The sequence below is a fragment of the Rhodococcus sp. NPDC056506 genome, from assembly GCF_042794945.1.
In the GTDB taxonomy this organism is placed as follows: Bacteria; Actinomycetota; Actinomycetes; order Mycobacteriales; family Mycobacteriaceae; genus Rhodococcus_F.
Genome location: NZ_JBHTSW010000001.1, coordinates 310,010 through 329,318 on the forward strand (window position 1 = coordinate 310,010; position 19,309 = coordinate 329,318).

The following is a 19,309-nucleotide window of genomic DNA, read 5'->3' on the forward strand; positions in this document are numbered from 1 at the left end:
CCACCTGTTCACACAGGTGGGGAGCTTTTTTGTGTCAATTCGTGCGAATCTTCAGCCACTTGTGGCCACTTTTCGGCCACACTCACGGGCCAGGAAAGACCAGATCCGTCAACGCCTTGCCGACGCACCGGCGAGACAGCTCGTCGAGGATGAACTGAGGGACGGGCACCGATCGGGTCCGGAGAATCTTGGTCAGGCCCTCCGCGTGATGGACTCCGAGCTGCACGGCATTGTCGTGGACGGTAATCCGGCGGTGCAAGAACTCCACATCTTTTACCCTCAGTGCCACCAGTTCGCCCCAGTGCAGTTCTGTGTAGGCGAGAGTGAGCACCTGAACCCGATGTTGTCCTGACTCGTGAGCCAGACGTGCAACGTCGTCGGCTGAGAATTTCAGGTGAGTGAGGTTCAGGAGAGCGCCGTCGACCTCGAAGCCGATGGTCGCCGGTACCTCGGTTCGTTTGCCTTCCATCAGTGATCCGAGCGCGACTACCAACCAATGGGTTTGGAAACTGTCTGCGCTCGGGCTCCGCACAGTTTATTAGTTGAATACGGCACAAACGATCTGCCGTAGCGCACCTGGACGCCGAGGACCACAACTCACGCAAGTGTGCAGGTCTTCTCACAATCACAACTGTGAAAAGATCCAGATCCGTCAAAAATCACCTTCAAAAAGAATCAAGTACGTATTCTTCCTCAGTGCCGGACAGTTCTAATCGCAAGTCCCACTGCACGACCAACGGCCGGCACATTGAAAACCCGCACCAACTTACATCTTGTGCCTGCTCGGATCATCTGTGGATCAACTCATGCGCTCCGGATCCCGGAGAGCCGGATAAAGCTCGAAGAAATACCCCAGTTTCGAGGACTTTCACATTAGCGTCGTGCAACCTCCCCGAAGATCTTTGAAAACCGGCACCTCTGCCCTGTATGCAGCAACGAATGCTGCCGGGCTCTAAACGAAGAGAGGAGGTGAATTAGAAATGAATAACGTCCTCTTTGCTATCGTCAACGTGATCGTGGCGATGGCGAACGGTTCCACGATCCCCTTCTCATTAGAAGGCGCAGGGCCACTAACCGCCCCCGACTTGTAGAGAAGATCGGCCGACCGCATGTGGATGACAGTTTGAGCTCTGCCTGACGGGGTCCCAAATAGTTGGTCGAGGCCGCCGCGAGCATCCTCGTCATCGGCGACTAACGCCACGAATAGGCCGTAGACCACCGCCATCTACCGCTAAACTCCACAGCCGACGCTCTCTTTCGAAACTGGAGGGTGTCTCTTTTCCTGGAATTGAGACACGGTTGCGGTGAGTTACCGATCTGGATCGCAAATAGCTTCCCGGCTCCGGGGAATGGTCAACCGTGGGCGCGTTTTCGTGGCCACACTTAACCACACTTCACCTTGAAACCGGGTGATTCAGCGTTATCTCGGGGTTCAAATCCCTCCGCCACCGCCAAAGCTCCCCACCTGTTCACTCAGGTGGGGAGCTTTTTGTGGGGTCCCGAATGCTGCCGACTGCCGGGGACGGACACGCTCCGGCCGTAGTATCGGGCGACCGGCCAGGTCGAAGCCCGTGTCCCTAAAGCCGGGGCGGATCCGTCGCTCCGAAACGTAATCCTTAGTCAAGGAACAAATATTCGGATTGGGCAGAAATCCGTCGTTGGGACGAGAGCGGCTCCCGACCTCGGGGGAGATCAGGAGCCACTCTCCATCTAATAGGGGAGGCCCGCCCCAGTCGCGGTGTAAAACCCGTTCAACGACAAAGCCGTTCGTTACTTCGAAGGTCGGGCTGTTGTCGTTCCTCTGGGGACCTGTTTCTGCCGGGCGGCCCAACCCCTCTGCCGTGACGGATTGAAAGCTCGTGAGACTGAAAAGCTGTGCCGGACAAGCACTACTGACCGTTGGCGAGTTCCCTCAGTTTTGCGCGAGACACTTTGCCGGCGGCCGACCGCGGAAAGTCCTCCACGAAGATGTATTCGCGCGGTCGTTTGAATCCGGCGATCTGCTCACGTACGTGCAGGTCCAGCGCCGCACGAAGGCCGTCGTCGCCGTTGAATCCGGATGCAAGCTGAACGACCGCCACCACTTTCTGGCCCCACTCAGGGTCGGCCACACCGATAACTCCGACATCGTCGACGCCGGGATGTTCGAGCAGTGCGCCCTCGACCTCCGCTGGGTACACGTTCACGCCGCCGGTGAGAATCAGATCCGCACGCCGGTCCAGTACGTACAGGTAGCCGTCGTCGTCGAAGCGTCCGACGTCTCCTGACGTGGCGAAGTCGCCCCAGCGTGCCGCAGCGGTCTTCTCGGGGTCACCCAGGTATTCGAACGGGTGAGACTTGAAGTAGATAGTGCCCTCTTCGCCCGGAGCAGCTTGTTCTCCGTCCAGCCCCCGGAGTACTACGGCACCCGGTGCCGGTCGCCCAACAGTGCCCGGATGTTCGAGCCACTCTTGCGTGGAGCACGTGGCCGCGTGGCCCTCCGTGGAGCCGAGGTACTCCCACAGCACCGGGCCGAACCAATCGATCATCGCGCGCTTGGTCGCCGTGGGGCACGGGGCACCGGCGTGAAGCAGGGACTGGATGCTCGAAACATCGGCACCGACTCGAACGCCGGCCGGCAAATCGAGGAGTCGTTGAAAGTGCGTCGGAACCATGTGGGAGGTAGTGATTGCGTTGTCGCTGATCGACCGAAGAACATCTTCGGCGTTGAAGCCCGGCAAGATGTACAGCGTGTGGCCGGCATGCAGAATCATCAGTGAATTGCCGCCGGGCGCAGCGTGATACACGGGCGAGCAAACCAAATGACGTCCAGGTGTTCCCGGCGGTATCCCCACCGTCGCCAAATGCTGAGCACCCGCTTCGAGAGAACTCTCGGGCGTTGCATCGGGTAGCGGTCGGCGTACGCCCTTCGGCCGTCCCGTGGTTCCGGACGTGTACATCATCAGCGAGCCGAGGGTCCGTGTGGCAGGAGTCTCGTCCGAGACATCGGTGAAGGATTCGTAGCTGGACCAGTCGGCCGGCGCGCTACCGATAACCACTCGGTGCGGCACTGCGTCTTCGACACGGCCGACGACCTTGTCGGCGAGTTCTGCGTGCGTGATGAGTACTGACGCACTGGAATCACGCACGATGTATTCAACTTCGGGCGCAGCCAGATGAGTATTGATCGGAACGAAATACAAACCACTCTGCGTGCATGCCAGGGCAATTTCGTAGTACTCGGCACCGTTCGACAGCAGACCCGCGACGACGTCGCCCCTGTGCAGACCCGCAGCGGTGAACTTGTTGCTGAGCTGGTTGACCTTACTGATGAGCTCGCCGAAAGTTTTTGTCTTGCCGTCGATTACGATTGCGGGCCGAGTGGGGTCAGTTTGGCCAAGCAGCCAGGCTCCGCCCTCTGAAGGATCAGACGGTTGTTGGTGATCCTCGCGCTCGCTGTTGACCACGGTAGACATGAGTGTCCTCTTTCTGGAGGGATTTCGGTGACTATTGCGAAGTGTTCTTAGTTTTCGGGGGTGTGTCGTCGGGATCGCAAACGCGTACTGATCACCGTCACCACTGGAAACCCGATGGCAACCAACGTCCAACTCTCCGGACGTTGGTTGCCAAGGGCAGACCGCACCTTTTGCGTCGACGCGGCGTGGCCGTCAGCCGCATCTTTGTCGAGCGGTAATCCGGGTGACGATCAGAATGAAAGGCCTGTCGTTACTGGCGCGAGGGACCTGCGATCACCTGTAGTTCGGTGAAGCTGTGCAGACCCCAAGGGCCGTTTTCCACTCCGACGCCGCTGTGCTTGTGACCACCGAAGGGGAGGTGGGGGAGTACACCTGCACCGTGCGCGTTGATCGAGACCTGCCCGGCGTCGAATTGCGGTGCGAGCCGGGCGGCGTGGTCGGCATCCCCCGACCACACAGATGCGGTGAGACCGTACTCACTTCGGTTGGCGCGGACGATGGCGTCGGCTTCGTCGCGGAACGAGATGATGGGAAGCACCGGGCCGAATTGCTCTTCGTCGACGATGCGCATTCCGTCGTTGACCTGGTCGAGGATGGTCGGCTGATGAAAGTAGCCGTCCCGGTCAATTGGTTTGCCGCCGGCGGTGGCCCGCGCGCCGTTGCCCACCGCGTCCGCAATCAATTCCTTGACCCGTTCGAACTGCGGCTTGTTGTTGATAGGCCCGAGTTCTGTTCCCTCGACGGTCCCCTCGTCGACCTTGACGGATCTGGCGATTGCACTGAGTGCCTCGACCAGCTGGGGTTGGATACTTTCGTGTGCGTACACGCGCTTGATCGCGAGGCAGATCTGTCCGTTGTTGGTGAATGCGCTTCGGAAGAGGCTGGGTGCGATCTTCTCCACGTCCACGTCGCCGAGGATGACCGCGGGATCGTTTCCGCCGAGTTCCAGAGTGATGCGCTTGAGGTCGTCGGCAGCCCCGAGTGCGACCTTTCGCCCGACCGCGGTTGACCCGGTAAAGCTGACTTTCCGCGGAACGGGGTGCGAAACCATCGTTGCGCCAAGAGGATCAGGCCCGGTGACCACGTTCAGCACACCGTCGGGGAAGGTGCCACGGAGAATTCGGGCGAGCGCAAGTGTTGCCAGCGGTGTGTAGGGCGACGGTTTGACGACGATCGTGTTGCCTGCCCGTAGTGCCGGCGCAATCTTCCACATCGCGAGCGTGATCGGAAAATTCCACGGGGTTATGGCACTGACGACGCCCAACGGTCGACGGGTGACCTCCTCGAACGCCTCTGCGTCGTTTCGGATGATTTCCCGCGGGATCTCGAGATCTGCAAAGTAGCGCAGCCACGTCGCCGCAATATGGAATTCCATCGTGGAGTCGGCGAGCGACTTGCCCTGTTCGAAGGTCAGGATCGGGGCGAGTTCGCTGATCCGGCTTTCGATGACGTCTGCTGCTTGGCGCAATGCGCTACGACGGAATTCCTCGTCGATCCGCCAGGATGTGTACGCATTCTGAGCTGCGGCGAACACCTCGTCGAGCTGATCCGGTGTGACGGACGGAGCCTGTGCGAATACCTCGCCTGTCGCGGGGTTGATCACACCGAAGGTGCCAGTGGTGAGGAGATCGCGTCCATTCGAGGTTGCTGCCGCCGATAACGCTAGCGAATCCGTTGAGGTCATTCTCGATCCCATTTCGTGGTCAGTGTTGTGCCGGCGTCAGCACCGGCTTGATGGTCTTACCGGAGAGCGAATCCTCCACGGCCTGGTTGATCTGTTCGAGCGGGTAGGTCCGGACGAGCTTGTCGAAGGGGAACCACCCGCGCTGCCACAGATCTACGAGCTGGGGAAGGAAGAGCTGGGGGATCGAACTCCCTTCCAGGGCATAGGTCACGGTCCTGCCGGTCAACAACATCGGTTCGATTTCGATTTTCGCCTGGCTTCCGCCTACCAACACCGCTTTACCCGGCATGTCGAGGACGCTGATAGCGGTCGTGATAACCGAGGACACACCGGTTGTCTCGAAGGAGAAGTCGAGTCCGCGTCCGCCGTTCTTGATCGCTTCGACGAGGTCAGGCGTGTCGCCGCGGACGGTTCGGGTTGCGCCGACCTCCGTCGCTGTTTCGAGCCTGGCGTCGACCAGGTCGACGACGACGATGTCACGGGCACCTGCAGCCTTGGCGGCCATCACAGCAGCAAGGCCGACGCCGCCCGCCCCGAATACTGCAATGCTCTGTCCGGCAGCCAGTTTCATCTCGTTGAGAACTGAACCGGCTCCGGTCTGCAAGCCGCAGCCGAGAGGACCGAGTAGCTCGAGTGGGAGCGATTTGTCCACCACGACCAGATTGCGCTCGGTTGCGATGGCGTGCGTGGCGAAGGAGGACTGCCCGAACCATCGGTTCGCCAGCGGGAGGCCGTTCTGATCGACCGCGCTCGTGCTGAGGTCCGTGCGACGCCCCGTAACATTGCGAGAAAAGAATTCGTCACAGTAGGAAGGGATTCCGGATCGGCAGTTGCGGCAGTGACCGCAGGCATCGAAACTGATCAGCACGTGGTCACCGACCTCGATGCCTCGGACCCCGCTACCAACCTCTTCGACGATGCCGGAGCCTTCGTGGCCGAGGATGATCGGCCCCATCTGCTCGACCAAATCGGGATCGAGTATGTGGAGGTCGGTGTGACACATCCCTGCGCCGATTACCTTCACGAGAAGTTCGTCCGGTGCAAGCGGCCCGAGCTCGATCTCCTCGAGTTCGAACTTGCCGTCGCCGTTACGCAGTACGGCGGCCGTTGCGGTAGTGGTCATGATTTCTTCTCCGTGGGGTTGAGGAGCTCGAGCGCATCTGCCCAGGTGCCTTTTTTGGCAATAATGCGGCGCAACTTCATGATCTTGCGTTGTTCGTTCAAGGTGGCGGCGCCGACCAGGCGATCACCCGAGCGGTACAGCGCCACGAATTTGTCAGCCTCCGGATCGCCGGAAGCGAAGACAACTTCGTCGGCGACTGCGGTGCCTACGAACTGGATTCGGCTCTTATACCAGTCGCTCCAGAAGTAAGGGACTGTCTCGTAAGGCTTGGCATCCTCGGGTGCGACGGCATTGACAGCTGCCTGGTTCGCCTGATCAGCAGCATTCGTCCAGTTCTCGAGTCGCACTGAGAGTCCGTCGAACGCGGGGTTGGGCCAGTGGACCACATCGCCTGCCGCATAGACGTCTTCGAGCGAGGTTTGAAGGAACTCGTTTGCGATCACCCCGCCGTCTACCGGATGTAGTTCGATGCCCGAATCTGCCAGCCACCCGGTTGCGGGAGCCGCTCCCACGCCGACGACGACGAGCTCAGCGGGCAGCGAAGTGCCGGTACTGAGCCGGACGGCCTCGACGTGGGTGGTGCCGATCAGCTCTTCGACCTGGACGTCGCACAAGAGTGGAATTCCGTTGCGTTCGTGCAGCTTTGCGAGTGTCTGGCCGACGGTCTCACCGACTGCGCGGACGAGTGGAATGGGCGCAGCCTCGACGATCGTCACGTCTGCGCCTCGGTCTCGGGCGGACGACGCGAGCTCGGACCCGATGAATCCGGCGCCGACTATCACGAGCTTTGTTCCGGGGCGCAGTCTTTCGCGGAGGGCGAGTGCGTCATCGATCGTGCGAAGCGCGATAACGCCGTCCAAATCCGGGGCGTGGGGCAACGAGCGTGGTGACGCACCTGTCGCAATGATCAACTTCTGGTAGGGAATCCAGTCGTTGTCTCCGACCCGCACGCGGTGTGCCTCGGAGTCCAGCCCGGTCGCCGGTGCCCCGAGGAGAAGCTTCACATCCAGGGAGGCGAGTTCCTCCGCGGTGGTGTGATAGTCGACCTCGGCGCCGTCTTTCAGGAACTGCTTGCTCAGGGGAGGCCGGTCGTAGGGAAGATGGAGTTCGTCGCCGACCAGAGTGATCGGTCCCTCGTACCCTGCCAGGCGGGCGGACTCCGCGGCCCGCAGGCCGGCCAGTGACGCTCCGACGACAACGAGTCCCGCGCCGTGATCGATATCTGTTGTGCTCACGGTTACGTCTCGTCGAGGGTCAGCGCTTTGGCCGGGCACGCACGAACTGCCTCCCGGACGAGAGCTTCGTCGCCGGCATCGACCAATTCCTTGTGAAGAATCAGCGATCCGTCGTCGGCTACCTCGAAGTAGTCTTCGGTTACGGATTCGCAGATCCCGATTCCGGTGCACCGTCCGCGATCGACAATGATTTTCATAGCGCCGTTCCTGTTCTTTACTGGGGTTGTTACACGCGTACCGGGAGGTGCTTGATCCCGTTGATGAATTCGCTGAAGAGGTACACCGGCTCGCCAACCTCCATGGTGGGAAGTTTGGTGAGAATCTGTGAGTACAGCGCTCGCAGTTGGGCTTTGGCGACCATGTGGCCAAGGCAGTAGTGGACCCCGCCACCGCCGAAGGCAACATGGTTGTTGTTGGGGCTGCGCTGCAGGTCGAATCGATGAGGATCGTCGAAGGTGTCCTCATCACGGTTGCCCGAGCAGTAGAACATGACGAGCTTGTCGCCCCTGTTGATCTGTCGTCCACCCAGTTCGACGTCCGCGGTGGCTGTGCGTGCAAATTCCTGGACGGGCGAGGCGTGGCGAATGAACTCCTCGATCGACTGTGCGATGCGGCCGTCGAAGTCTTCCGTCAGCCATCGCTTCTGGTCCGGATTCCTGGCCAGCGACATGGCGGTGTGGCTGGTGGTCTGTTTGGTGGTGTCATTGCCGGCGACACTGAGCAACAGCATCATGGAAGTGACCTCGAGCTCGGAGAGCGGTTTCCCGTCGAATTCGGTGTTGGCCAGGGCCGTAGCGATGTCGTCGGCCGGGTTCTTGCGACGGAATTTGACTAGATCGTTGCCCATCTGCGCCAAGGCCGCGACCTGCTGCATGGTGAACTCGACCGGTGACATCCCCTCCGGGCACACCTCGGGGTCGGCGGCACTGACAAGGTTGTCGCCGGCCTTCGCGAAGTCTTGGACCAGGCTCTCGGGGACACCGACGAGATCGGCGATCGTGAGCATCGGTAGCTTCGACGCGACTTCGGTGACAAAGTCGAATTCACCCGCGCCGACTACTCGATCGACGATTTGTTCGGCGCGTTCTTCGATCTTGTCGCGCAGGCGCTTGACGGCTTTCGGCGTGAACCCGGAGCTGATGATCTGGCGGAATCGAGTGTGATCAGGCGGATCCATCATCACGAAGCTCGGGCCCCCGGCCACTTCTGGGTCGTTCGGAGCGAACCCCACCCCCCGCCACTTGACCTGATCGGAGCTGAAAATTTCGTGGTTCTGACTGATGAACGCGATATCTGCACTCTTGACGACTGCCCAGAAGCCGGTCTCGCCGTGGTCGGGTTTGAAGTGTGGGCGGTCCATCGGCTTGTGCCAGCTCACCGAAGCATTCTTGCGCAGCCATTCGAATGTCTTGTCCCGCTCGGCAAATGGCCGATTCCAGAACTCGACGCTGGTGATATCGATGTCCGGCGCCGTCAGCGGGTGCTCGGTGGATGGAATTGAAGTGGTCATCCAGGTGCCTTTCTGTGGCTCCAGCGGGGGGTGTTCAGTCGACGAAGTTCCTACTCGTCGGGGTGTAGCAGTCGGCTAGCCGAAGATCGCTTTACGGACGTCGGTTCGAGAGAACCAAACTGCCGGCGGCACCGAAGTAGAGCCCGACTCCTTGGACGAAGCTGATTTCGACGTCGGGAACCTGCTCGCACGCCTCCCCGCGTAGTTGTCGCACAGCCTCCTGGATGGCGAACATCCCGTACATGCCGCTGTGGGTGTACGACATTCCACCGCCGTTGGTGTTCATCGGAAGTCGACCGCCCTTGGACGTATGTCCTTCGGCGACAAAGTCTCCCGATTCGCCGAAGCCGACAAACCCGAGATCCTCGAGCATGTAGAGCGGCACGTGGGCGAAGGCGTCGTACGCCATCAGATGGTCGACGTCGGCATGAGTGATTCCCGCGGTAGCGAAGGCCTCGCTGCCCGCGCGACGGAATCCGCCGAATGATCCGGGGTCCTGCAACTGTGAAACCAAAGGAGCTTCGGCGGATTCACCGGATCCGAGAAGATAGAGATGCCGATCGGACCCCGGCATGTCGGCTGCTCGTTCTGCACTGGTCAAGATCAAGGCGCCGCCGCCGTCGGTGAGCACACAACACATGTCGCGGGTGAACGGGTACGCCACGCGCGGACCAGCCAGCACTTGGTCGACTGACGTCGGCTTGCGGCGGAAAGCCCGCGGATTGTCGAGCGCCCAGTTGCGCTGGGAAACGACCAGTTCGGCCAGGTGTTCGATGGTCATTCCACGCTCGTGCAGAAAGCCCAGCGCAGGAAGAGTAAAGGTCGAATACGGCATGGTTGCGCCGTAGACAGTCTCGAACTGACCGGTCATGGAGTTCAAAGCCAGCGGCCATGGTGGCACGCCAATGCGGGATCTGCCGGACTCTCCGTGTGTCACGAGAATAACGTCAGCGGCACCAGAAGCAATGGCGGCTGCGGCGTGGCGTACGTGAAGCATGAAACTGCAGCCGCCGACGCCTGTTCCATCCAGCCAGCGAGGGGTTATACCGAGATGGTGAGTGACCTCGAAGGGTCCTAGTCCGGTGGTCGCGACGCCGTCGATGTCCGCGGGTGTGAGGCCGGCGTCGGCCATTGCGTTGCGGGCGGCGTTGGCATGTAGATCGAGGACAGACATGTCCGGCAGTACGCCGATTTCGGTGGTCTCCGACGCGCCGACGATCGCAATGTTTCCGTTGTGCATTGATGTCATCGGACCGACTCCTGCAACGGCGTGAACATAGGGAGCTTCAGGTCTCCACGTTCGACGAACGTGACCTCGAGCTTTAGGTCGAGCGGAAGGTTTTCAGGCTCGGGATCCACCCCGATCACGTTGCTCATCAGACGGGGTCCCTCCTCGAGTTCGACCAGGGCGACGACGATGGGAGTCGCCGGGTCGAATGGTGGAGTCGGTCGATAGTTGATCACGTAGGACACCAGTCGGCCTCGGCCACTGACTGGGGTCCACGCCACGTCGTCGGAGTTGCAAAACGGGCAGAAGGGGCGCGGATAGAAGTAGTGCTGTTCGCACGACTTACATTGTTGAATGGTGAATTCCTCCCGCTGTGCACCTTCCCAATAGGGAGCGGTGGCTGGGGTCGGAACCGGTACAGGCCCTGTCAAGGGACAGTCCTTTCGTCGCGTGGCTCTACGATGGGTCATCAAGACATTCAACGGAATACGTTCCGCACTGTCTTCTAAGTAGAACGCGTTCCGCTGCACTCGTTTCGGCGAAATACCATCTGTTACGTTTCTTTGGGCTGGGCGAACTTTGTGTCGCTTCGATAAACGGAACGCGTTCTGTCACGATCAGAGTGATCCAGTTCATGCCGGATGTCAAGGTTTGGCTGGGAAGTTCGAGAAATCAGATTGGCGACTTTGGGTGCGGGCTTGCCAACCACATACGTAACGTGTTCTCTTTAAGTGTAGTAACTTGTCGGACAACGCTTTCGGAGTTCAAGCTGATTGAACTGACAGATACCGTCCGGTAACCCCGCTTCGCTCCCGTAAACATCTAGTTGGATGGAATTGAGGTCCTTCATGCCGATCGACAGCTCACTCGTCGGACTTGCCGGCAAGTCTGTCTGGAAGACGTGGTCGTCGAAAGACGCTCTGCTGTACGCCCTGGGCGTCGGCGCCGGTCAGGCGGACCCGCTCGACGAGTTGGAGTTCACCACGGAAAACAGCGACGGCATTGCGCAGAAGGTTCTCCCGACGTTCGCCAATGTCGCATTCTCTACCGCCGGAGACGGGCCCTCGCTACCCGACGACGTCGACTACAGCAAGCTCTTGCATGCGTCGCAATCGTTCAGCCTGACGGGCCCGCTCCCGACTGACGGTCGCGTTGAAACCGCCACCAAGATCACCGGCGTGTACGACAAGGGATCCGGTGCCTTGCTCACGATGGAAACCGTCGCCCGCGACTCTGTCGGACAGCTGGTGGGAACCATCGAGTCGGCGTCGTTCTTCCGGGGTTATGGAGGGTTCGGCGGTGAGCGTGGGCCGTCAACCTCATGGGAACTCCCGGGGTACAAGCCGGATCACGTTGTCACATATACGACTCGGCCGGATCAAGCGCTGCTCTACCGACTGAGTGGGGACCGGAATCCCTTGCATTCGGATCCCACGTTCAGCGCCCGCGGTGGATTTTCCACGCCGATCCTGCACGGAATGTGCACCTACGGCTACGTCGGCCGGGCTCTTCTGCATGCTGTGGCCGATTCGGATCCCACACGCTTCACTGCGATGTCGGGGCGGTTCACCAAGCCTCTGTTGCCCGGACAGACAATCACTACCTCGATCTGGGTTGACGGCACCGGTGTGAGGTTCCGGACGGTGGACGACATCGGTGACGTGGTCATCGACCACGGCACCGCCACAATCCGCTGACGGCACCGCCGTAATCCACAGACACCCCATCCCCGTTACAGACTCGTCGCGATGTTTGTCGCGGCATTAACAAAGGAAAGATTCATGGGTTCACTCGAAGGTCGCGTAGCGATCGTGACCGGCGGCGGCCGAGGTATCGGCGCGTCGATCAGCAGATTATTCGCCGCCGAAGGCGCCAAGCTTGTCATCAACGACCTCGGCTCGACCACGGATGGCCAGGGCGGAGACCAAGGGCCGGCGCGTGACATCGCTGCCGAAATCGTTGCCGGCGGTGGTGAAGCCGTTTCGGACGGCGGCGACATCGCCGATGTTGCGACCGGTCAACGCCTGGTCGATCTCGCTCTGGAGCACTACGGCAAGCTGGACATCGTCGTCAACGTCGCAGGAATTCTGCGTGACAAGATGATCTTCAACCTCCCGGAAGAAGACTGGGATGCAGTCATTCGAGTTCATCTGCGTGGCCACTTCAGCACGATCAAGCCGGCGGCAGCCTATTGGCGAGCGCAGCGAAACCCGGAGGGCCAGTACCGCATCATCAACTTCACCTCCGATTCCGCGTTGCAGGGGTCGCCGGGTCAGCCGAACTATGCCGCAGCCAAGATGGGCATTGTCGGCTTGACCGCGTCCACGGCTAACGCTCTAGGGCGATACGGCGTTACGGTCAACGCTATCGCTCCGGGAGCGGTTACCCGTCTGACGCAAACCGTCCCCGAGGAGAAGAGTATGGGCGGTGGCTTCGAAGACACCGCCTCGCCGGACAACATCGCGCCCATCGTCGCGTACCTTGCCGGAACGAGTTCCGATTGGCTGTCTGGCCGCACGATCGGTGCCATGGGCTACGACGTGAAACTGTGGAACAGCCCTGAGGTCGTCTCCACGGTCACGTCCGACGGGCCGTGGAGCCTCGAAGACCTGGCAGCAAAGGTAGAGCAGGACTTCCGTCCGTTGGCTGACGGTCTGCACCCGTCCATCTTCATGGCCCAGGTCCCTTCCTGACCGGTGAATGCCGGATGAAAGGGAAGCCACTGCCCTAAGGGCGTGCGCTGGCGTCGGGATGGGACTATATCGTGGTAAGGGACGTGACAGTGTCAGCTTCTGGTACATGATTGGGGAATGACTGGATGGCCGCTGCAGTAAAGGTGAATGGCCGCACAGCTGAGGCCAAGGCCTTCCGTGTCGAGCGAGTCGTGAAAGCGACCCGTGAGCTGGCAACCGCTGGTGGCTACGAAGCCGTGCAGATGCGGGAGGTTGCTCGCCTTGCTCAGACTGCCCTTTCAACCCTGTACAAGTACTACACGTCCAAAGACGACCTCATCATTGCAGCTGTCACATCGGAATTGGGCTCTCTAGCAGCGGACGTGCTTCGCCGTCCGCCGCGACAGAAGACAGCGACGGGGCGGGCGGGCGAAGTGTTCGTCCGCGCGTTCCAAGGGATGGTCCGGGATCCAGGGTTCGCCCACGCTGCAATGGCCGTCCACAATACGTTGCGTGAATACGACCCCGACCGCGCCGAGCGCCCCGCAGAAAACGATGAGTCAGCACCCTGGTTCACCCTTTTCGGCAACATTGCGGCCACTCAGGCGTGGGGTCCCGATCATCATTGCACCCCAATGCAATCGCGCACGATGGGCATGCTCGAGACCTTGTGGGGCGCCAGTGTTGTCGGGTGGCTGAATGGGCACACATCAGTCGACGAGGCTAAACGGCGCCTCCGCCTGGCCGCGAAACTCTTGCTTTCGGCGGACACTGCTGACCTGAACGGTCAATCGGTAAGCGATAACTGAGAAAACCCTCCAGGCGGCGTGAGCTGATTGCACGTTCTCTGAACAAGTCGCCATGACAGGACTTCGGCCCCGACTTCTTTCGAAGTCGGGGCCGAAGGCTTGGGTTACCTATGTGTACCGAGTTTCAAATCGGCTCTGCGAGTAGGCTTTCAGGACTGGCCGCTGAAATATGCTCGGACTTGACGACGCTCACGAGCGTCGTGCAATCCACTCGGCAGTGGCCGCGTCGATGTCTTGCTTCAACTTCTCGAAGAACGACGGTGACGGCGTGGGGATCAAATCAGCTGCGGCAGTCAGTGATTGACTGAGGGCGATTCGACGCTCACGCAACTCGTCGTCGCTCAGGAGGCTGAGGTCCGGCATCGCGAGCCCCCTCGTCCGGTGTGATTCGTGTTTCGGCAGACCGTGCGCATCGGGATCGATGCATGATTCGATGCGCACGGCCAGTGCACTCCAGGCTGGGGGCCGGAATGCAAAATCTACTTTACCAAAGGATTACCAATGGTTGCGGATTGCATCCTCGCCTTCGGTTGCTGCGGAGCGCTTTCACAGCGTTCTCCCAGGCGCTAAGTCCTGACAACCGTTGAAGCTGCAACTATCGTCGAACCCATGAAAAAGATCTGGTGGATCGGCGGAGCAGTAGTTGTGGTCGTACTTGCCCTGCTCGTAGGGCCATGGGCGTACGGGAAGTTCATCGCCGAGGACGATGCACCGGCGGCCGTGGTGTCTACTCAGGGCGCAGAGGCGGCGTCCGGATCGATCGACGGACAGTGGACCGTCGTCGCCGGTCAGGGAGACAATCAGACGGCAGCCGGATACACCGTGCACGAGATTCTCAACGGATCGAGTGTGACCGTCGTCGGAACCACCGGCGAGGTGAGCGGAAACGCCACCGTCGAGGGTGAAAAGCTCACTTCTGGCGAAGTAACGGTGCAGGTGGCAAGCATCAAGACCGACTCGGATCGGCGCGACGGCCAGTTTACGGGCAATGTGATGGATACCAGCACGTATCCGACGGCGACGTTCACGATCGACTCGCCGGTGGACTTGTCTGCTGTACCGACGGACGGAACAACGGCGACGGTCACGGTGTCAGGAACGCTGACGCTCAAGGGTCAGTCCAAGCCGGTATCGGTCGACATGACTGTTCTGCATTCGGGTGATTCGCTGATTGCTTCGGGCTCGATTCCGGTCACCTGGAACGATTTCGGCGTCGAACCTCCGTCGCTCGGCTTTGTCACCGTCGACGGCAGCGGTTCGGTGGACTTCCTGGTCTCGCTAGCCGCGAACTGAATTACGTCCACCCGATTCGCACTGCTTCGGGGCAGGCAGGGAAGATTAAGGACATGACCTTCCTTTCTCGTTGTCCGTTCCGAAGGCAGTGTGCGATTTCTGCCCGGACGGAATGAACGGGTGATGCCCCAGTGGAGACCGTTCCGAACGGGTGAAGATCCCGACCCACGGTTCACTCTCGCCAATGAGCGGACGTATCTGGCCTGGATCCGCACCGCGACGGCCTTCGTCGCGTCGGGCGTCGGGCTCGAGGCTTTCGGCGGCGACATTCTCAACCCAACGGTTCGCGCCGGCCTGGCCGCGTTGCTGCTCGTCGGCGGCGCTCTGATCGCCATCACTTCTTTTGTCCACTGGATCAGCGCCGAGCGAGCGCTGCGTGCTGAGCGTTCGTTGCCGGTGCCGCTGATGGCGCCGGTGGTCGGTATCGTGCTGGTGATCTGCGCGACCGTCCTGGTGGTCGAGGTTGTGAACTGAATTGACCGCGCTCGAACCTTCGGAAGGTGTCACGCCGGATAGGGGTCTACAGTCCGAGCGCACATCGCTCTCGTTCGTACGGACGAGTCTGTCGATCCTCGGCCTGTCTGCTGCCTGCCTGCGATGGTTGCCGCCGTTCGGTCCGGTGGCACTGATCGGCCCGTCCCTCGCGGCGATCCTTGTCGTCGCGGTGACGGTCTACGAACGTCGGTCGCGGCCCAGACGATTGGCCCAGTTCTCAGCTGAAAAGGCAATGCCTGCTTTGGGCATGGGAGCAGTTCTCGCACTGAGTCTGTTACTGCTCAGTGCGACGGGGCTGTGGATTCTGTTGAAGTGACCTCAGCTTTCGGTGCCCAGCCAGGTGGGCCGAACACGTAGCCGGCTCGCTGCCGCCACGAGGTCGACGCCTTCCAATCGCGAGCGATGGCAGCGTATTCGCGCGTTTGAAGCTTCCAGATGTTGTACGTACCCACCGGTGTCGTGAGTCCGTAGGTGGGCCGGTGGGTTTCGGCTGCGAAGGTTCCGAACATCCGGTCCCAGATGATGAGGATTCCAGCGTAGTTGCGGTCGAGGTACTCCGCGTCGGAGCCGTGGTGGACGCGATGGTGTGACGGCGTGTTGAAGATGAATTCGATGGGCCGCCAGAGTTTTCCGACACGTTCGGTGTGGACGAAGAACTGGTAGACGAGGCTGACGGAGAAGCCGACGAACACCATCCACGGCGGGATCCCGAGGAACGGCAACGGCAACCACATGATGATCTCACCGCTGTTGTTCCACTTCTGCCGCAGTGCGGTGCTGAAATTGAAGTACTCGCTCGAGTGGTGAGCCTGGTGTGTGGCCCAGATGACTCGAACTCGGTGCGCGATGCGGTGATACGCGTAGTAGAGGACGTCGATTCCGAGCAGCAGGATCACCCAGGTGTACCAGGCTGTCGGCGACAGATGCCACGGCGCGAGGTACACCCAGATTGCCGAATAACCGATCAGTGCCAGCACTTTCCAGAACGTGCTCGTAGCGATCGACACCAGTCCGAGGAGGATGCTGGTCCGAGCGTCGATGCGCCGGTATCCACCCTGCGCCGGCCGTGCGCGTCCGTCTGCGTCGTTCGGATGATCTTCAAGAGCTCGGGCGGCGAACCACTCGATGCCGAGGAAGATGACAAACGCGGGGATCGCGAGTGCGACGGGGTCATGGAGTGGTTCGAGCAGTGACCGCCATGACTCGAGAAGGGTTTCCCACACGCGATTAGTCCTATTCTCTCACTATGATCGTTACATCATGCACTAATATGTAACGTCGCGGAATCATTTGTGACAAGAAACCTGCGGCTTTGTTGCGACTTTTCATAGAACAATGGTAGGAATTGCCGGTGCATATCACCGCGAAGGTGGACTACGCCGTGCGGACTCTGGTCGAGCTTGCGGCAGTCGGTCCGGACCCGGCCAAGGCCGAGTTTCTCGCCAAATCCCAGGTCATACCCCACAAGTTCCTGGAAGCGGTGCTCTCTGACTTGCGGCGCGGTGGCCTCGTCAACAGTCGCCGGGGTCCGGACGGCGGGTACTGGCTCGCTCGGTCCGCGGACGAGATCACGATCGCCGACGTCATCCGCGCCGTCGAAGGACCGCTGGCGTCGATTCGGGGACAGCGACCGGAAGACGTCGACTACGGAGGACCGGCAACACCGCTCAAAGAAGTGTGGATTGCAGTGCGCGTCAACCTTCGCGCCGTGCTCGAGAACGTCACGCTCACCGATGTCGCAGGTGGTGAATTGCCCGAGTTCGTTCACGAACTGACGGCAGATCCCGAGGCGTGGAGCCGGCGCTGATGCAGCGCGAGTTCACACTGTCCGTCGGGGACGCGGAACAGTCATAGGCGCAGTGTTCGCGGCGTTGCCGCCCGCGGATTTTGCGTCGTACATCAGATGATCGGCCGCAATGGTCGCGCGGGAGAACTCGTTGTAGTCGAACTCCTCCTGGTGCGGGATGAAAGGTAGTGTCACTGCTCCGACGCTGACCGTCGACAGAGGACTGTCGGACGCGCTGGCCACTGCCTTGGGCAGGGTTGCGATTCGCTTGCGCAGTCCGTACGGGGTGCCGATCATCACGACGGTGAACTCCTCACCGCCGGTGCGCGCGGCGTAACCGAAACCGTTCACATGCTCTTGCAGACGCGTTCCGGTTCGGATGATGACGGCATCACCGACTTCATGGCCGTAGGTGTCGTTCACCGCTTTGAACTTGTCGATGTCGACGACGGCAACAGCGATGTCGGCACGATTCGACGACGCGACCGACCAGATGCGCTCCGACATGTCCCACAACCCTCGTCGGTTCAACAGACCGGTGAGCGCATCCATCTTGGATCCTGTTGCGCGAGCGAGCAATTGCCGCCACGTGAACTGAATCGTGGCTGGAATGAAGATTACCGCACACAGCACGACGTCAGTTCGGGCGATCACGCTGGTTACCGAGTAATCACTGTTCGTCAGGCCCAGCACGGTCAGCGCGATGACAAACGTCGTGGCAAAAGCGAGGTGGAATGCCAGCCAGCGGCGGTCGAGAAAATAGGTGAAGTAGGCACCGGTGGCGACGAAGAGGACCGCCCCGAACAGGGCGGCGTTGTGGCTGGTGAATGTGATGAGAATCGATGCCGTGGCGAGGTCTGCCCACAGTCCGTAGAGCTTGAGCGTGCGCGCACCTTTGATGCGGCCGACAAACCAGAGAGTCGTGGGGATCAGGTTCACCGTCGCAATGCCGACGAGCCAAGCGCGCGCAAATGGTCCGTCGGGGCCTTCGGTACTGAGGAGAAACAGGTAAGCCACAAGCGAGAAATTGAGCGAGCAGAACCCGATGGTCAGGTAGACGAGACGCAAGACCGAACCTCGTCCGGCCTTCGATCCCCACAGCATGACCGTGGATGAAACCGGCCAGGTGTGCAGGAGCGGGTCCATCAGATTCCTTTGCTGAACTACTTGTGGTTAATCAATAGCAAAGTATGTCAGCCCATGTTGATTTACGCGTCAACTTGGCCGGGGATATCACCGGAGGTGATGCGCGCGGCCCCTTTCTGTTGCCCTTGTTCAGGCATTTCACGTGCACGGGTGTGAGCCACGCCTCGAGTTTCCCGGCTGTGTGTTGGATCGCACAAGTTTGCAGACCTCTGCAAACTTGCAGAGGTCTGCAAGTTCGGTACGGTGGTGGAGTGATGACCGAGCCAAGCCTTCGCGACCGCAAGAAGGCAGCAACCCGTAACGCACTCAGTGATGCGGCGGCACGACTGGCTCGCGCTCTCGGGATCGAATGCGTCACCGCTGACGCGATCGCATCCGAGGCGGGAGTGTCGACGAGGACCTTCCACAATTACTTCTCCAGCAAGGAGGAGGCAGTCCTCGCCAGCTTCGAGGAGTCGATCGCCTCGTGGATCGAGGCGCTTGCGGCCCGACCCGCGGACGAACCCATTCTCGACGTGCTCGAGAACCTTGTGGTCGAAATCGTGAGCGATTCAGGCCCGGGTGTGGAAGAAAAAGTAAACATCTGGATGTTGTCGGACTCGAGTCCTGCTCTCTATCGGGATGCGGCAGACATGCACCAGCGGATCAACCGTGCAGTCACTCGGGCATTGGCCGAACGCACCGGCACGGACGCCGAACGGGACCTGTATCCGACCCTCCTTCTCGGGGTTGTGGCCGGGGCCTGCAAATCGGTGATCGACATCTGGACCGGAGGAAAGTCGGAGGCTTCCGGTCCAGAAGAACTGGTCCATGACGCTTTTCGTCAAATTCGAGCGGGAATGCCGGCACCGGCACCGCGTCTCTGAGACCTAC

At 60.6% G+C, this 19,309-nt stretch carries 20 protein-coding genes; 8 read left to right on the forward strand and 12 right to left on the reverse strand.

The window, feature by feature from the left end; translation table 11 throughout:
- Window positions 1-82: 82 nt before the first annotated feature.
- From ACFQ6H_RS01405 to ACFQ6H_RS01445, 9 genes are all read right to left on the reverse strand, one after another.
- A complete protein-coding gene (locus tag ACFQ6H_RS01405) occupies window positions 83-469 on the reverse strand; it encodes a hypothetical protein (RefSeq protein WP_378642984.1) in 387 nt (128 codons plus the stop codon).
- 1,420 nt (window positions 470-1,889) lie between these two features.
- Window positions 1,890-3,455 (reverse strand): AMP-binding protein, encoded by a 1,566-nt coding sequence (locus tag ACFQ6H_RS01410; RefSeq protein WP_378642986.1) that lies wholly within the window; start codon window positions 3,453-3,455, stop codon window positions 1,890-1,892.
- Window positions 3,456-3,705: 250 nt separating this feature from the next.
- Window positions 3,706-5,139 carry an aldehyde dehydrogenase family protein gene (locus ACFQ6H_RS01415; protein ID WP_378536722.1) on the reverse strand — a complete coding sequence of 478 codons (1,434 nt, stop codon included), beginning with the start codon at window positions 5,137-5,139 and terminating at the stop codon, window positions 3,706-3,708.
- Between the two features lie 19 nt (window positions 5,140-5,158).
- Complete coding sequence (locus ACFQ6H_RS01420) at window positions 5,159-6,262, reverse strand: NAD(P)-dependent alcohol dehydrogenase (RefSeq protein ID WP_378642988.1); 1,104 nt, start codon at window positions 6,260-6,262, stop codon at window positions 5,159-5,161.
- Window positions 6,259-7,497 carry an NAD(P)/FAD-dependent oxidoreductase gene (locus tag ACFQ6H_RS01425; protein ID WP_378642991.1) on the reverse strand — a complete coding sequence of 413 codons (1,239 nt, stop codon included), beginning with the start codon at window positions 7,495-7,497 and terminating at the stop codon, window positions 6,259-6,261. The genes ACFQ6H_RS01420 and ACFQ6H_RS01425 overlap by 4 nt, the downstream gene beginning before the upstream one ends.
- A gap of 2 nt (window positions 7,498-7,499) precedes the next feature.
- Entirely contained in the window at window positions 7,500-7,694 is a 195-nt protein-coding gene (locus ACFQ6H_RS01430; RefSeq protein WP_378536731.1) for a ferredoxin, read from the reverse strand.
- 29 nt (window positions 7,695-7,723) lie between these two features.
- Entirely contained in the window at window positions 7,724-9,007 is a 1,284-nt protein-coding gene (locus tag ACFQ6H_RS01435) for a cytochrome P450 (RefSeq protein WP_378642994.1), read from the reverse strand.
- Window positions 9,008-9,098: 91 nt separating this feature from the next.
- Window positions 9,099-10,256 (reverse strand): thiolase, encoded by a 1,158-nt coding sequence (locus ACFQ6H_RS01440; RefSeq protein ID WP_378642996.1) that lies wholly within the window; start codon window positions 10,254-10,256, stop codon window positions 9,099-9,101.
- On the reverse strand, window positions 10,253-10,666 hold the full coding sequence (locus ACFQ6H_RS01445) for a Zn-ribbon domain-containing OB-fold protein (RefSeq protein ID WP_378536740.1): 414 nt from the start codon (window positions 10,664-10,666) through the stop codon (window positions 10,253-10,255). The genes ACFQ6H_RS01440 and ACFQ6H_RS01445 overlap by 4 nt, the downstream gene beginning before the upstream one ends.
- A 399-nt stretch (window positions 10,667-11,065) precedes the next feature.
- Between ACFQ6H_RS01445 and ACFQ6H_RS01450 the strand changes: the two genes are divergently transcribed.
- The 3 genes from ACFQ6H_RS01450 to ACFQ6H_RS01460 all read left to right on the forward strand — a co-directional run bounded on the left by ACFQ6H_RS01450 (window position 11,066) and on the right by ACFQ6H_RS01460 (window position 13,716).
- Window positions 11,066-11,932 (forward strand): MaoC/PaaZ C-terminal domain-containing protein, encoded by an 867-nt coding sequence (locus ACFQ6H_RS01450; RefSeq protein ID WP_378642999.1) that lies wholly within the window; start codon window positions 11,066-11,068, stop codon window positions 11,930-11,932.
- A gap of 84 nt (window positions 11,933-12,016) precedes the next feature.
- Window positions 12,017-12,928 (forward strand): SDR family NAD(P)-dependent oxidoreductase, encoded by a 912-nt coding sequence (locus tag ACFQ6H_RS01455; RefSeq protein WP_378536746.1) that lies wholly within the window; start codon window positions 12,017-12,019, stop codon window positions 12,926-12,928.
- Between the two features lie 125 nt (window positions 12,929-13,053).
- The gene (locus ACFQ6H_RS01460; RefSeq protein WP_378536749.1) at window positions 13,054-13,716 is read left to right on the forward strand and encodes a TetR/AcrR family transcriptional regulator; all 663 of its coding nucleotides are present in this window, start codon (window positions 13,054-13,056) and stop codon (window positions 13,714-13,716) included.
- Window positions 13,717-13,905: 189 nt separating this feature from the next.
- Here the strand turns inward: ACFQ6H_RS01460 and ACFQ6H_RS01465 are convergent, their stop codons facing one another.
- Window positions 13,906-14,079, reverse strand: a complete 174-nt coding sequence (locus tag ACFQ6H_RS01465) for a hypothetical protein (RefSeq protein WP_378643003.1) — start codon at window positions 14,077-14,079, stop codon at window positions 13,906-13,908.
- Between the two features lie 246 nt (window positions 14,080-14,325).
- Here ACFQ6H_RS01465 and ACFQ6H_RS01470 point away from each other — a divergent pair, with 246 nt between their 5' ends.
- The 3 genes from ACFQ6H_RS01470 to ACFQ6H_RS01480 all read left to right on the forward strand — a co-directional run bounded on the left by ACFQ6H_RS01470 (window position 14,326) and on the right by ACFQ6H_RS01480 (window position 15,820).
- The gene (locus ACFQ6H_RS01470) at window positions 14,326-15,009 is read left to right on the forward strand and encodes a YceI family protein (protein ID WP_378536754.1); all 684 of its coding nucleotides are present in this window, start codon (window positions 14,326-14,328) and stop codon (window positions 15,007-15,009) included.
- Window positions 15,010-15,132: 123 nt separating this feature from the next.
- The gene (locus ACFQ6H_RS01475) at window positions 15,133-15,483 is read left to right on the forward strand and encodes a YidH family protein (protein WP_378536757.1); all 351 of its coding nucleotides are present in this window, start codon (window positions 15,133-15,135) and stop codon (window positions 15,481-15,483) included.
- A gap of 1 nt (window position 15,484) precedes the next feature.
- Window positions 15,485-15,820, forward strand: coding sequence for a DUF202 domain-containing protein (locus ACFQ6H_RS01480; RefSeq protein ID WP_378643047.1), 336 nt, complete (start codon window positions 15,485-15,487; stop codon window positions 15,818-15,820).
- On the opposite strand, the gene ACFQ6H_RS01485 is transcribed toward ACFQ6H_RS01480, so the two are convergent.
- Complete coding sequence (locus tag ACFQ6H_RS01485) at window positions 15,786-16,727, reverse strand: sterol desaturase family protein (protein ID WP_378643050.1); 942 nt, start codon at window positions 16,725-16,727, stop codon at window positions 15,786-15,788. The genes ACFQ6H_RS01480 and ACFQ6H_RS01485 overlap by 35 nt on opposite strands.
- A gap of 128 nt (window positions 16,728-16,855) precedes the next feature.
- Between ACFQ6H_RS01485 and ACFQ6H_RS01490 the strand changes: the two genes are divergently transcribed.
- Window positions 16,856-17,311, forward strand: a complete 456-nt coding sequence (locus tag ACFQ6H_RS01490) for an RrF2 family transcriptional regulator (protein ID WP_378536765.1) — start codon at window positions 16,856-16,858, stop codon at window positions 17,309-17,311.
- Between the two features lie 12 nt (window positions 17,312-17,323).
- On the opposite strand, the gene ACFQ6H_RS01495 is transcribed toward ACFQ6H_RS01490, so the two are convergent.
- Window positions 17,324-18,436 (reverse strand): GGDEF domain-containing protein, encoded by a 1,113-nt coding sequence (locus tag ACFQ6H_RS01495; RefSeq protein WP_378536768.1) that lies wholly within the window; start codon window positions 18,434-18,436, stop codon window positions 17,324-17,326.
- Window positions 18,437-18,690: 254 nt separating this feature from the next.
- On the opposite strand from ACFQ6H_RS01495, the gene ACFQ6H_RS01500 reads away from it, so the two are divergent.
- Window positions 18,691-19,302, forward strand: a complete 612-nt coding sequence (locus tag ACFQ6H_RS01500; RefSeq protein ID WP_378536771.1) for a TetR/AcrR family transcriptional regulator — start codon at window positions 18,691-18,693, stop codon at window positions 19,300-19,302.
- The last annotated feature ends 7 nt before the right edge of the window (window positions 19,303-19,309 follow it).